Source organism: Salinicola sp. CPA57 (assembly GCF_003206035.1).
GTDB classification, from domain to species: Bacteria; Pseudomonadota; Gammaproteobacteria; order Pseudomonadales; family Halomonadaceae; genus Salinicola; species Salinicola socius.
In genome coordinates this window covers 490,653-503,554 of the sequence record NZ_PZJR01000011.1, presented here as the reverse complement: position 1 = coordinate 503,554, position 12,902 = coordinate 490,653, and the positions used below count along the sequence as shown (strand labels likewise).

General features: G+C 60.3%; 13 protein-coding genes and 1 tRNA gene. 13 read left to right on the top strand and 1 reads right to left on the bottom strand.

Going from position 1 to position 12,902, the window contains the following annotated elements; genetic code table 11:
• The first annotated feature begins 804 nt into the window (after nt 1-804).
• From DOM36_RS14575 to DOM36_RS14520, 10 genes are all read left to right on the top strand, one after another.
• The gene (locus DOM36_RS14575) at nt 805-1,011 is read left to right on the top strand and encodes a hypothetical protein (protein ID WP_110643509.1); all 207 of its coding nucleotides are present in this window, start codon (nt 805-807) and stop codon (nt 1,009-1,011) included.
• Nucleotides 1,012-1,380: 369 nt separating this feature from the next.
• Nucleotides 1,381-1,731, top strand: a complete 351-nt coding sequence (locus DOM36_RS14565) for a hypothetical protein (protein WP_232823860.1) — start codon at nt 1,381-1,383, stop codon at nt 1,729-1,731.
• A gap of 250 nt (nt 1,732-1,981) precedes the next feature.
• A complete protein-coding gene (locus tag DOM36_RS14560; RefSeq protein ID WP_110643507.1) occupies nt 1,982-2,251 on the top strand; it encodes a major coat protein in 270 nt (89 codons plus the stop codon).
• Between the two features lie 95 nt (nt 2,252-2,346).
• Nucleotides 2,347-3,867, top strand: a complete 1,521-nt coding sequence (locus tag DOM36_RS20140; RefSeq protein ID WP_157958657.1) for a hypothetical protein — start codon at nt 2,347-2,349, stop codon at nt 3,865-3,867.
• A 10-nt stretch (nt 3,868-3,877) separates the two neighbouring features.
• On the top strand, nt 3,878-4,234 hold the full coding sequence (locus tag DOM36_RS14545; RefSeq protein ID WP_110643504.1) for a DUF5455 family protein: 357 nt from the start codon (nt 3,878-3,880) through the stop codon (nt 4,232-4,234).
• Nucleotides 4,234-5,316: a zonular occludens toxin domain-containing protein gene (locus tag DOM36_RS14540; RefSeq protein WP_110643503.1), complete on the top strand. Its 1,083-nt coding sequence runs from the start codon at nt 4,234-4,236 to the stop codon at nt 5,314-5,316. Before DOM36_RS14545 ends, DOM36_RS14540 begins: the two co-directional genes overlap by 1 nt.
• Nucleotides 5,297-6,568, top strand: a complete 1,272-nt coding sequence (locus DOM36_RS14535; RefSeq protein ID WP_110643502.1) for a secretin N-terminal domain-containing protein — start codon at nt 5,297-5,299, stop codon at nt 6,566-6,568. The genes DOM36_RS14540 and DOM36_RS14535 overlap by 20 nt, the downstream gene beginning before the upstream one ends.
• On the top strand, nt 6,565-7,314 hold the full coding sequence (locus tag DOM36_RS14530; RefSeq protein WP_110643501.1) for a TraX family protein: 750 nt from the start codon (nt 6,565-6,567) through the stop codon (nt 7,312-7,314). The genes DOM36_RS14535 and DOM36_RS14530 overlap by 4 nt, the downstream gene beginning before the upstream one ends.
• Nucleotides 7,315-7,623: 309 nt before the next feature.
• A complete protein-coding gene (locus DOM36_RS14525) occupies nt 7,624-8,919 on the top strand; it encodes a hypothetical protein (protein ID WP_110643500.1) in 1,296 nt (431 codons plus the stop codon).
• Nucleotides 8,919-9,938 (top strand): tyrosine-type recombinase/integrase, encoded by a 1,020-nt coding sequence (locus DOM36_RS14520; RefSeq protein ID WP_110643499.1) that lies wholly within the window; start codon nt 8,919-8,921, stop codon nt 9,936-9,938. Before DOM36_RS14525 ends, DOM36_RS14520 begins: the two co-directional genes overlap by 1 nt.
• Before the next feature lie 42 nt (nt 9,939-9,980).
• On the opposite strand, the gene DOM36_RS14515 is transcribed toward DOM36_RS14520, so the two are convergent.
• Nucleotides 9,981-10,067 (bottom strand) — tRNA-Leu (locus DOM36_RS14515).
• Between the two features lie 134 nt (nt 10,068-10,201).
• Here DOM36_RS14515 and queA point away from each other — a divergent pair.
• From queA to yajC, 3 genes are all read left to right on the top strand, one after another.
• Nucleotides 10,202-11,239 carry a tRNA preQ1(34) S-adenosylmethionine ribosyltransferase-isomerase QueA gene (gene queA / locus DOM36_RS14510; RefSeq protein ID WP_075569758.1) on the top strand — a complete coding sequence of 346 codons (1,038 nt, stop codon included), beginning with the start codon at nt 10,202-10,204 and terminating at the stop codon, nt 11,237-11,239.
• A 107-nt stretch (nt 11,240-11,346) separates the two neighbouring features.
• Nucleotides 11,347-12,465, top strand: coding sequence for a tRNA guanosine(34) transglycosylase Tgt (gene tgt / locus DOM36_RS14505; RefSeq protein WP_110643498.1), 1,119 nt, complete (start codon nt 11,347-11,349; stop codon nt 12,463-12,465).
• Nucleotides 12,466-12,569: 104 nt separating this feature from the next.
• Nucleotides 12,570-12,902 (top strand): preprotein translocase subunit YajC, encoded by a 333-nt coding sequence (gene yajC, locus DOM36_RS14500; RefSeq protein ID WP_075569720.1) that lies wholly within the window; start codon nt 12,570-12,572, stop codon nt 12,900-12,902.

Here is a 12,902-nt window from a genome sequence, read left to right as displayed (position 1 = left end):
ACGGTCTATCCCGACCGCTTCCCATAGCCGGGTTTTTTTTGCAGCAAAATCAGGCATCACCCAAAAGCTGTATATCACTACATCAATTTATTTAACGAAGGTTATTTCTCTTCTTCTAAAAGTCGGTTTAGCATCAGCCTGTGCAACGGTCTCTTGTTCCTCGGCCCGTTCCTCCGAACTCAAGTCCGTCAGAGCCATTAATAGGCTTGCACCGAACTATAGCGACCATGAACAGCGCTATTACCTAAACGACGTCCTGACTCGATCAGTTGACGCAACACTCGCCCGCACTGGCCTATGGCGCTATCAAGCCGTATATCCAGTGCGGTTTTTTTGTAATTCTCTCATTACATATCTACAAACTTTTATCGCGATCTATCGCGCGATATTAGCTGCTCTTATTTGTGCGACTAAAGTATCGCCAAAAACCGCGTTATTCTTGATTTCTCGGGTTTTTTTAATTGCCCGGGCGACGCTTATCGACGACACTTTCCTTACTAGGCCTGAGTCATCATTACTCGATTCTGCCTTCATCGCGTTCATGGTCGCCTTCCAGGGGAAGCGATCTTTTCCGGCCCCTAAGTCCCTCATCTCCCCGATGACACTGACCGGGCCGTTTTTTTTGCCCCCGATTTCCGCCTCAACCGCGTTCCCTTTGGTCCGTGGCGCTTCCGCCTGCTCGTCTATCCCATCCCGGCAGGTTGCCCCAGCGTCACGGGCCTTTTTTCTCCCCACAGCGATGATGCGTTCACTCCTGAATGCGCATCGCAGTCATGCAGTACCCACCCACACGAGGAACACCCAATGACCACCGCGAAGAAGCAACCCGTTCGCGTGTTCCTGGAACAGACCGATCACTCTCGGTTTCTGGTTCAGGCAGGCATGAACCAACTCACACCTTCCGCCCTGGGCGAACGGCTCTTTCAGTATGGCCTTGCCCAACTCGAGCGCGGCGACCGCTCCGTCTTGGAAGGTGACCCTTCTCCGGCCCGCCCGGAACCGGGGCGCTAATCATGTTCCTGCCTGCCCGTCACCCGTCGCCCATCGGTCGCACGGCCTCCCAGGCCGGAACCGTGCCCCCCGTCATACCCTGCGCAGCACGGGTTGACGGGGGGGGCGGGATCGGCCGCCGTGCATCACGACCGATGGCGCGCGGTGTCGGGTGGGCAGACGCCTGCCCGGAGCCCCGAGTTCTGAGGGAGCGGGCCCGGCGGTGTCTCCAGGGGCGCGCCTACGGTCACGCCGCGCTCCTCTACGCCCAGGCGGAACACCTAACCCGGATGCTCGATCCCGAGTCATCCGACCTCTCTGAGCTAGTCGTACTCGCTCGCCACTGCCACACCCTGGCAACCCAGTACCAACGCTAACAAGGAATCCACCATGTCCATGATCAACACCATCATCGCTCGCGTTTCCGGTGCCTCTCGTTACGAATTCGAAGGCCGCAAAGGCGGCAAGGTCAGCATCATCAACGAAGTCGACGCCGACAACGACAACCAGATCGGCATGCAGAACTCCGATATGTCCGCCGACTTCTCCATCGTCGATCAGATTCGTAACGCCGGGGTCGAGTTGCCCTGCAACCTCGAACTCGATATCGAGCTGCGCATGGTTCGCGCCGGCCAGAACAAGCAGCAAACCACCTCGATGCACGTGATTGCTGCCCGCCGCCCCAAGGGCGCCGGATCGGCACCGGCCAGCAACGCCAAGCCGGAATCGGCCAAGGCGTAACGCCACACCTGATTCATCACCAGACGTCTTCCCAACAACGAGGAGCCACCGATGACCGCTGAACAGTTCGATCAACTGTGGCTCCTCACGTTTTGTACCGCGCTCGTCGTCTCATTCGGGCTCGGTGCAATCAAAGGTGGCCAGCGATGAGTTCCGCAACCCTCATCGGCTACCTGCTAGGAGCCTACGCCCTCGGTTGGGCGTGGGGTAAGTCCACACTCGCGTTCAAGCAATTCATGGAAAAAACACTATGAAAACTCAACTGAAAAACGCTGTCGTCCGTACCCGTTTCGCCCTCCGCAACGTCGCCGGCAAGGCAACGGCCGTCTCCCTCACCATGATCGGCGGTACCACCGCTGCCATGGCGTCCGAAGGCGGTTCCGCTGCCTCTGCCGCGTTCTCCGAACTCTCCAGCCAGGCCAGCAGCATGGCCAGCGAAGCGTGGCCCGTCGTGACCGCCATCGTCGGCTCGCTGCTCGCCATCGGCCTGTTCAAGAAGTTCGCCAACAAAGCCACCTGATTGGGTGGTTCAACCGGCCCCGATCTCCGCCCTGGGCGTACACCGGGGCCGGTGACTCAAGGGGCCTTCCGGGGCTCCTTTTTTGTTGGTGATTTATGCGCTACTTGTTCTTTATAATATTTATTTTCGCGTTTGTTCCTGTAAAGGCTTTTGCATCTACAACATGCGCTCAGGCATCCTCCTATGAGAGAATAAAGGAGGTTTCTGCTCGCGATTGTGGTGCGACTCCCTATTATATCTCATGGTCTACCCGTGGTTTTCCTCCAACATATGGGGCTCATACTATTGATCTAGATGATCCTTTTTCTGAAATTCCTACCGGCAACAACACTGATCATTTTATTTATAATTTAGTGTATACCGATCAGCAATGTGAGGATACGTATGGCGGTGGCGTCATGCGGGATATAGTTATTCCTGCTAATGCTGATATTTCTAATACATCTGCTATAGATACAGGTGCGTGTCGTCTTTACCCTACTCCGGGGGTCACATTCTGCACTAATAATGATGATGGTACTCAACGATGTTCTAATTATTGGATGGCAGAGTCCACAGGCGAGATGAATGGCGATGTTACGGGTCGTGTTTATGATACTAAATTCTCGTTAACGGATGATCCGTCCAGCTGCTCGAATGGTTCATATACCTCTGCCGGCAAAACCTATTGTTATAACGGTACGGCGTCACCCGTTCATGAATACCCTGTACCTGATTCAAATGATTCCGAAACTGGCGATGGCTCTGATAGCGGCGATACAGGCGGCGACTCTGGCGATACTGGCGGCTCTGACGGCGGTTCTTCCGGTGGTGATTCCGACGGCGGCTCAACCGGTGGTGATTCCGGCAGCGGTGGTGATTCCGGCAGCGGTGGTGGCTCTGGCGGTGGCGGTGGCGGCTCATCGGGGGGCGGTAGTGGCGGCTCATCGGGCGGTGGTTCCGACGGCGGCTCAACCGGTGGTGATTCCGGCAGCGGCGGCGGCTCTAGCGGTGGCGGCTCGTCAGGGGGCGGTAGTGGGTCAGGTGGCTCGACCGGTGGCGATAGCGGCTCTGACGGTGGCAGTTCCGGTGGTGACAGTGACAGCGGTAACGATGACGGCGACGGTCTAGGTGCCGTTCTCGATGCCATAGCGGGGGTACGCAAGGCCATCAACGATGGCTTCCAGGGACTCGTCGATAAGGTCTACGGCGTCACCGACTCCGTGGATGATGTGAAGGCCTCCGTCGATGAAGGCAATCAGGCTGCCGAAGATCGTTTCTCGGCGCTTGCTGAATCCGGCCCGACCGAGGCCGATCTGGAAGCCTTGGTTGGCAATAGCGAGGGGGTGATGCAGGAAGCTCTCGACGGAGCCGGTAGCACGCTCACCGACTATATCGACGGCAGCGATTCCACTTTTTCCAACCTCGTCTCTAGCATGGAAAGTCTGGCCGGATCTGTCCTGCCCGATGTGCCTTCGCCTTCGTGTTCCCCTCTCGTTTTCGCTCCCGGCAAGGTCTATAGCGTCACCATCGAATGCGAAATTTTCGAACTCATCCGCGCTGCGCTCGCGTGGATTCTCTACGCCTTCACGGCCTGGATCATGATCTCAACCATGTTCGCCAGCCGCCCCGCTTAAGGAGATTTTCATGGCCGCACCTATCGCCGCCGCTGCCGCCATCTGGGCCGCAGCCGTTCAAGTTATCAGTCAGGGCGTTTTTAAAGCTCACGTCGAGATATTCAGCATCAAGATGGTCCTTCGCACCGGCCTTTTCCTGATCAAGGTTGGTGCCATCGTCTTGGTGATTTCGCTTCTCTACACCACGGTCGACGATCTTTTCAGCACTATCGCGGTTTCACTTCCTCCCATGCTCAGCCAGGGCATCGAGCGTATTCTGCCGGGCAATTTCATCGCCTGCCTTTCCGCGATCATCGGTGTTAAAGCAGTCGCGTTCCTGTTCGCGATCTACACCAAATTGATCTCGCTATTTCTGAGTGACTTCTGATGGCCGTCTACGTTGTCACCGGCAAACTCGGCGCGGGTAAAACCCTGGTCGCTGTCGGCAAGATCAAGGACAAGCTCAACCGCGGTTGCCCGGTAGCTACCAACCTGGATCTCCGGCTGAACAAGCTGATCGGGGAGAAAGCCAGGAACACCCGCGTTTATCGCATCCCGGACAAGCCCCAGCTGGCCGACCTGGAAGCGATCGGCAGGGGTAACGAGAGCTACGACGAGCACAAGAACGGTCTCCTGGTGCTGGACGAGTGCGGTACCTGGTTCAACTCCCGCTCCTGGGCGGACAAGTCACGCCAGGCCGTCATCGACTGGTTTCTCCACGCTCGCAAATTGGGCTGGGACATCATTTTCCTGATCCAGGATCTCTCGATCATGGACAAGCAGGCCCGCGTTGCCCTGGCCGAACACGTCGTCTATTGCCGCCGCCTGGATCGTCTCTCGATCCCGTTCATCGGCTCGCTGTGGTCGATGTTCGCCGGCGGCAAGCTGCCGATGCCCAAGGTCCACCTCGGCATCGTCAAGTACGGCGATTCTCCGCAAAGCCTCGTCGTCGAACGCTGGACCTACACCGGGCGCTCCCTCTATCCGGCCTATGACACCAAACAGGCGTTCTCCGACGCCTATCCCCACCAGACCTATTCCATGCTGCCGCCGTGGCTCACCCATGGCGTGTTCCGCGTACCCCGCGACGCGAGGTTCTATATGCGCCTGACCCGCATCTACTGGAAACGCTTCAACCGACCGTTGATGGCGGTCGCCGCTTTCGTTCTGGGAATCGTCCTCACCACGTCCGTGCTGGTCATCGATCAAGTCGATGCCCGCAACAGCACAGCAGACACCGAGGCCACGCCCGACACCTCCGCCCCGACGGTCGACCTCACGGCCTACCGACGGGCGCGGATCACCGGGTATGCCCAGTTGGGCGACCTCACCACCTATCGACTCCTGGACGGCGACAACCGGCCCACCACCAGCCACGACCTCGAGCGCCAAGGGCTCACCGTTGTGCCGATGGGCGCCTGTCACCTCCGCCTCGCATCTGGAGCCCAACATGCTGACATCGGTTGCTAGACATGCCCTGGCCGCGATCACCCTCGCCGTCTCGTTCGTTGCCATTCCCGCTCACGCCATGCCCATCGACATGCAGGGCGCCGACGTGCGGGAGTTCGTCCACTGGTACTCCCAGCAGACCGCCACGCCCATCGCCATCGATCCCCGCGTCGACGGTACGCTCACCGTCTACGCCCCGGACGTGACACCGGAACAGCTCCCCGAGTTCTTCCAGGGCGTGATGCAGTCCCACGGCTACCAGCTTGTCCCCGGCAACCCGCCGACACTGGTACCCGCCCGCGCCCAACAGACGTTCATGGGCCAGATCGGCACCCCGGAACCACAGCAACCCACCGTCTCCCGCGTGCTGCCGATCACCCATCTCCGGGCCGACGATCTCGCGCCCCTGGTCAACGCCTTTCTGGCCCAGACCACCACCGGCAGCCTGTCGACCGCCAACGCCCAGGTTCTCCACGCGTCCAACGCGCTCCTGGTCAACGGCCCGGCGGATCGCGTCGATGACCTGGAACGCCTACTGCCCCAGATCGACGTCACCCGCGCCCAGGTCCTCATCCGCGCCATCATCTTCGAAACCAGCGACGGCGATACCTTCGATCTCGGTGTCGCCTTCGGACGGGCCCGAAACGGCAGCAACCCCGCCGGCGGCTTCAACACCTCCAGCCTGGGGAACGCGCTGTCCGTGCCCGGGGCATCGTTCGGGATCTTCGATGGCGACACCCTCGCGCTCGCCGTCAACGCCATCCGCCGCGACTCCAATGCCCGGGTGCTCTCCACCCCGCAGATCCTCACCCTCTCCGGTCAGCGCGGCACCATCAGCGTCGGCCAGAACGTCCCGTTCATCACCGGGCGCATCACCGGCCAAGCGGCCAACATCGAAAACCCGTTCCAGACCATCGAGCGCAAGGACATCGGCATCACCCTGAACGTGTTCCCGGTGGTCACGCCCTCGGGGTTGGTGGTCATGGACGTCAACACCGCCGCCGACAGCCTGACGGACTCGCTGCTGGCCTCGGACATCATCACCAACCAGCGCAGCATTGCCACCACGGTTCAGATCCAGTCCGGCCAGTCCGTGCTCCTGGGCGGCCTCGTCTCCGAGGAAAACCGCCGCCAGGACAACTCGGTCCCGGTGCTCTCCGACATCCCCGTCATCGGTGGCCTGTTCCGCTCGACTTCGACCAGCAGCCAGACCAGCAATCTCTATGTGCTGCTCCAGGCCACCGTGCTACCGACTCAGGAAACCGCCTCATGACCTCGACAACGGCTATCGATAGCTTTTCCCGCGACGATCGCGGTGGATCTCATAGACAGCCCCTATCCAACGCCTGGGTACCGCTCGCCCAATGGCTCGCGATCCTGACCATGACGGTCGAGCACGTCTCCAAGTTCCTCTGGCCGGCTGCCGCGTTCACGCCCTGGGCCATCGCTCTCGGCCGAATCGCCTTCCCGCTGTTCGCCGGCATGGTGGCTTGGCACCTTCTCCACAACACCCGCCGACCGGCTCGCTACGGCCTCCGGCTGCTCTGGGTCGGCTCCCTGGCGCAGCTGCCCTATGCCCTGGTGATCACGCCGGACAAGCTCAACGTCTGCTTCACCCTCGGCCTAGGCACGCTCGCCATCATCGCCCTGCAGCAGATCCAGGAACGCACCCTCCAGGCCGCCATCGGTATCGTCCTGATCATCCTGGCTCTCTCGATCAGCCCTTACGTCGAATACGGCCTGTTGGGCCTGCTCCTGGTGCCGGCATTCGTACTGGCCTATCGCTACCCACACCGCACCGTCGCCGCGATCCCGGCATTGCTCCTGGCCGCCATGATCAATGGAACACCGCTTCACATGCTGATCAGCACCGCCACGGCCATGACGCTCGTCCTGCTGGCCAACGGCTCGCTGCGCCTCGACGTTCCGATCCCAGCCATCCCGCGCCCGCTCCGGCTCTCCTGGTATCCGCTGCACCTCGCCACTATTGCCGTCATCACCTGGGGAATCACGCCATGAGCATCTTCATCACGGACTGCCGGGGATCCATGACTAGTGAGCCTGGGCGAATCTGTCGTGGATCAACGGGAGTCAAAGCACGTTATGCCCAACACGACATAACAGGAAAAACCACTGGTTCACTGCGTGTCATTACATGTCATTGGCAAAACCCGATGCACATATCGGAACAGGTACTTACGGGGGAGCACCTCATAAATGATCATCCAGCCATCCCACTCGGCGAGACCCTCCCTGTAACACGTCTCGCAGATCAAATAACGAACCGACCATTTCGGCTCACACCGTACAGTTTTGGAGTTTTATGAAATGAAGACTTGGGAACGCTATTCACTCGAATCACTGGCACGCGACGAGCAGGACAAACGGGGCTCGCTTTTCATCAGTCCCAAGGGCCAGCGCAATCTCTCGAACATCAAGCTTCTCCACACCGGCGTCGACACCGTACGTCAGCTTTACGCCGGCAAGCCGTGCATGCACCTGTTCGATCAGATCATCGAGACGTACCGCGAAGGACGTGGCGCCACCATCGACCTGTTCGGCACCACCTGGATCGTCGGCGCCGGCAACACCAACAGCGGCTTCCGCTACCGGCTCCAGAACAACGAGCTTGGCGTCATCGTCCTGTTCTACGCCCGGCACACCAAGGCCGAAGACATCGGTACCCACCTCAAGATCGAGCTGTCACCCCACTTCATCCACGAGCGCAGTACCGCCGATATCCAGACCTACCTGGACAGTATCGCCAAGGAACTGCTGGCCCACGTCGAGCCCATGGGCTGTGCCGTCCACCTCGCCCTGGACGTCCAGGGCTGGAAGCCCCCGAAAGACTTCATGGACCGCTTCGTCACCCGCTCCAAAAAGGTCACCAAGATCGACGGCATCGACGATTTCAGCTTCAACCACGGCACCATCGCCACCACCTACGGCAACGCCGAAACCTTCATGTTCGGCACCGCCAGTGCGCTCCAGTGCTGCATCTACAACAAGACCAAGGAAGCCCACGCCCGCGACAAGATCCACTTCTGGGAAAGCATCTGGAACACCGCCTCCAGCGACGACCCCACCGTCTCCGACTACGACCCCGACCGCGACGTGTGGCGTATCGAGATGCGGTTCCATCAATCCGTGCTGCGGGAGTTTGCCCAGGGCGTCCCCTGCAACGTCGACACCGGCGAATGCCTGGATATGGACCACGGATTCAAGCGCTTCATCGACACCGTGCCCCACCTCACCGGCCTCTGGCAGACCGCTCTCGGCAAGTACCGCCTCGACCACTCCCGCAACCTCATCGACAGCGCCTGGCAACTGCTCCAGGAAGACGCCCGGTTCTACGATCACGAACCGCACTTTCTCTACAAACGGGCCCGCAAGGCCCCTGGGCTCGGCAACGAAAAGAACGTCGCCCTGGTCGTGGGTAACCTTATCTCGCTCTACGCACGCCAGGGCTTCACCACCCAACAAGCCATGAACGGCCTCACGCGCTGCGGTGCCTGGGACGACATCGCCAACTACTACCGGAGACGGGGGATAGACGCCGATCAGCTACGACTACTCATCTCGCAACGGCTCGTCGAAAGGCGATTACTGGGGAAGGCTGCCTAGTGGCGATCAAGAAAACGGATTCTGGCTGGAAGGTAGACGTTCGTCCGAATGGTCGAGACGGTAAGCGCGTTCGCCGTACCTTCAAGACTCAGGCCCAGGCACGTCGGTTCGAAAACAAGATCCTCGCCCAGGTCGCCGATGGCAGCCGCTACACGCCCACCAAGCGCGATAACCGCCGTCTCTCCGAACTCGTCCAGATGTGGTACGACTTCCACGGCGTCTCACTCAAGGATGGCAAGCGTCGCTATCAGCAGCTCCTGGCATTGGCTCACAAGATGGGTAACCCCGTCGCCAGGACCATCACCCCGATGGATGCCGCCCGGTTTCGGCAACAGCGTCTCGCCGACGGCCTCACCCCAACCACCGCCAACCACGATCAAGCCCACATGAGAGCCGTGTTCAATCGCGTGGCCAAGCTCGGGGAGTGGCACCTACCCAACCCCTTCGCCGGTATCCAGCCTCTCAGGATCGACGAAACCGAGTTGAGCTACCTCACCGAATCGCAGATCGGCGACCTCCTCGCGATACTCGACCGCCGCGCCAACAAGGATGCCGCGCTTATCACCCGGCTCTGCCTCGCTACCGGTGCACGTTGGTCCGAATCGCAATATCTCCGAGCCGAAATGCTGCGTGACGGCCGAGTCACCTTTACCGGCACCAAGAACGGGCGCAATCGCACCATCCCACTACCCCAGGGGCTCTACCAGACGCTCGTTGCGCACGGTCGATGCATAGGCCGTCTCTTTCCGACCACGGGCTACAACCCATTTTCGGAGGCCATAAAGGAAGCGGGTATTCAGCTACCAAAGGGACAGCGAACGCACGTTTTACGCCACACCTTTGCTAGCCATTTCATGATGAATGGCGGTGACGTATTAACGCTGCAAAAGATACTGGGACATCAGACAATTACGATGACAATGCGCTATGCCCATCTGTCGCCCGACCACCTGGCAGACGCCATTAAATACGCGCCAAAGGTCGATGGACAAAGTGTGGACACTGACGAGAAACCGTAAGGGGTAATGCGGGGGAAAATGACGCTAAGTCATTGAAAAGCATGGTGCCGGCGGTCGGACTCGAACCGACACACTGTCTCCAGCGGCGGATTTTGAATCCGCTGCGTCTACCAATTCCGCCACGCCGGCAGCGGAGTCGCATTATACGGACGCCCCGCCCGGCGTCAATCATCGCGCTGACTTAATCGAGCGGGTGCTTTATGATGGCGCCCGTCCAAACGCCTCTCGTCCATCCAGATTCGAACCGATACGCGACCTACGCCATGCAGCGCGCCGATTTTCATTTTGATCTGCCCGACGAGCTGATCGCTCGTTACCCTTCCGAACAGCGCACCGACTGTCGCCTGCTATGCGTCGACGGCGAGTCCGGCGCGCTGGAACATGCTCGCTTTCCCGATCTGCTGGCAAGACTCGACCCCGGCGACGTGGTGGTGTTCAACGATACCCGCGTGATTCCTGCGCGCCTGTTCGGCCAGAAAGCGAGCGGCGGCAAGGTGGAAATGCTGCTGGAACGGCCGCTGGACGCTCATCGCGGGCTGGCGCATCTACGCGCCAGCAAATCGCCGAAACCGGGCACCGAGCTGATTTTCGAAGGCGATATCCGCGCCGTGGTCGAGGGGCGTCAGGATGCGCTGTTCGAGCTGCGTTTTCTGGGCGAGACGCCGCTGATCGCGCTGCTCGAACGGCATGGCCATATGCCGCTGCCACCATACATCACCCGTGAAGACGAGCTGGCCGACCGCGAGCGCTATCAGACGGTCTACGCCCGCCGCGAAGGTGCCGTTGCCGCCCCGACCGCCGGGCTGCATTTCGACGAGTCGATGATGGAAGCGCTGCGCGCCAAGGGCGTCGAGACGGCCTTCGTGACACTTCATGTCGGCGCTGGCACGTTTCAGCCGGTGCGCGTCGACGACATCCGCGAACACCATATGCACAGCGAGTGGCTGGAGGTCGACGAATCGGTCTGCGAGCGGGTCAATCGCGCTCACGCCGCCGGCAACAAGGTCGTCGCCGTCGGCACGACCAGCGTGCGCTGCCTGGAAACCGCCAGCCAGAGCGGCAATGGCGAGCTGACACCGTATCGTGGCGAAACCGATATCTTCATCTATCCCGGCTATCGATGGCGCTGCGTCGATGCGCTGGTGACCAACTTCCACCTGCCGGAGTCGACACTGCTGATGCTGGTCTCTTCGTTCGCCGGTTACGACGCCGTCATGCGTGCCTATCGGGAAGCCGTCGCCGAGCAGTACCGCTTTTTCAGCTATGGCGATGCAATGTATCTGACTCGCCAACCCGACTGATCACCAACGCGTTGCGCGCGGGTTCGGGCGCGTCCATGCCATGGGCTTTACGCGCGGATTCGGGCGCGTTGATAAAGAAGAGAGACACCATGCGAGACGAATGCTTCATGAAATTCGAGCGACTGGCCCAGGAAGGACGCGCCCGTCGCGGCCGACTGACCTTCCCGCGTGGCACGGTGGAAACACCGGCCTTCATGCCGGTGGGTACCTACGGCACGGTCAAGGGAATGACGCCCAGGGATGTCGAGGCGATCGGCGCCGAAATCATTCTCGGCAATACCTTTCATCTGTGGCTGCGTCCGGGCACCGAGGTGATCGAGGCCCACGGCGATCTGCATGACTTCTCTCAGTGGCACAAGCCGATCCTGACCGACTCCGGTGGCTTTCAGGTGTTCTCGCTCGGCGCGATGCGCAAGATCACCGAGCAGGGCGTGCATTTCCGCTCGCCGGTGGATGGCGCCAAGGTGTTCATGGGGCCGGAAGAATCGATGGCGGTGCAGCGCTCGTTGGGCTCCGACGTGGTAATGATCTTCGACGAGTGCACGCCCTACCCGGCGACCGAATCCGAGGCGCAGAAATCGATGGAGCTGTCGCTGCGCTGGGCGGCCCGTTCCCGCGCCGCCCACGGCGATTCGCCGTCGGCGCTGTTCGGTATCGTCCAGGGCGGCATGTATCCGGAGTTGCGCAAGCGTTCGCTCGAAGGCCTGCTGGAGATCGGCTTCGACGGGCTGGCAATCGGCGGACTGTCGGTAGGCGAGCCGAAAGAGGAGATGATCCGCGTGCTGGATTACCTGCCGAGCTGGATGCCGGAAGACAAGCCGCGCTATCTGATGGGCGTCGGCAAGCCCGAGGACCTGGTCGAGGGTGTGCGGCGCGGAATCGACATGTTCGACTGCGTGATGCCGACCCGCAATGCGCGAAACGGCCATCTCTTCACCGCCGACGGCACCGTCAAGATTCGTAACGCGACCCATCGCCACGACACCCGTCCACTGGAAGCGGATTGCGACTGTTATACCTGCCAGCACTTCTCTCGCGGCTATCTGCACCATCTGGATCGGTGTGGCGAAATGCTCGGCTCGATGCTCAACACGATTCACAATCTTCGCTACTACCAGCGCCTGATGGCGGGTTTGCGCGGGGCTATCGAAGCGGGTACATTGGCCGACTTCGTAGCACAATTCTACCAGCGACGCGGACTGCCCGTGCCGCCCGGGGTCGACTGACGAGATTCAACCGACCGTCGACCGATGAACCGTTTCGTCAGCCTCATCCATGTAACGATTTCATTACATAACCACTTCCTTACACAACCTTCGGAGATACATCCATGCTGGACTTTTTCATCCCCGCGGCTCATGCCCAGGATGCGGGCGGCCCTGCCGGCGGTGGTATAGCCCAGATCATCATGCTGGTCGGCTTCGTGTTGATCTTCTATTTCCTGCTGTGGCGCCCGCAGTCCAAGCGCGCCAAAGAGCACAAGAAATTGGTCACCAACCTGTCCAAGGGTGATGAAATCGTTATCGGTGGCGGGCTGCTCGGCCGCATCACCAACGTGACCGACGATTTCATCAGCATGGAGATTGCCGAAGGCACCGTCGTCAGCGTTCAGAAGAGCGCCGTGGCCTCCGTCCTTCCCAAAGGCACGTTGAAGTCGCTGTAA

Bases quoted from the DNA above. Each gene is read 5' to 3' on its own strand.
- DOM36_RS14575 (WP_110643509.1), top strand. From the start codon at position 805: ATGACCACCGCGAAGAAGCAACCCGTTCGCGTGTTCCTGGAACAGACC.
- DOM36_RS14565 (WP_232823860.1), top strand. From the start codon at position 1,381: ATGTCCATGATCAACACCATCATCGCTCGCGTTTCCGGTGCCTCTCGT.
- DOM36_RS14560 (WP_110643507.1), top strand. From the start codon at position 1,982: ATGAAAACTCAACTGAAAAACGCTGTCGTCCGTACCCGTTTCGCCCTC.
- DOM36_RS20140 (WP_157958657.1), top strand. From the start codon at position 2,347: ATGCGCTACTTGTTCTTTATAATATTTATTTTCGCGTTTGTTCCTGTA.
- DOM36_RS14545 (WP_110643504.1), top strand. From the start codon at position 3,878: ATGGCCGCACCTATCGCCGCCGCTGCCGCCATCTGGGCCGCAGCCGTT.
- DOM36_RS14540 (WP_110643503.1), top strand. From the start codon at position 4,234: ATGGCCGTCTACGTTGTCACCGGCAAACTCGGCGCGGGTAAAACCCTG.
- DOM36_RS14535 (WP_110643502.1), top strand. From the start codon at position 5,297: ATGCTGACATCGGTTGCTAGACATGCCCTGGCCGCGATCACCCTCGCC.
- DOM36_RS14530 (WP_110643501.1), top strand. From the start codon at position 6,565: ATGACCTCGACAACGGCTATCGATAGCTTTTCCCGCGACGATCGCGGT.
- DOM36_RS14525 (WP_110643500.1), top strand. From the start codon at position 7,624: ATGAAGACTTGGGAACGCTATTCACTCGAATCACTGGCACGCGACGAG.
- queA (WP_075569758.1), top strand. From the start codon at position 10,202: ATGCAGCGCGCCGATTTTCATTTTGATCTGCCCGACGAGCTGATCGCT.
- tgt (WP_110643498.1), top strand. From the start codon at position 11,347: ATGAAATTCGAGCGACTGGCCCAGGAAGGACGCGCCCGTCGCGGCCGA.
- yajC (WP_075569720.1), top strand. From the start codon at position 12,570: ATGCTGGACTTTTTCATCCCCGCGGCTCATGCCCAGGATGCGGGCGGC.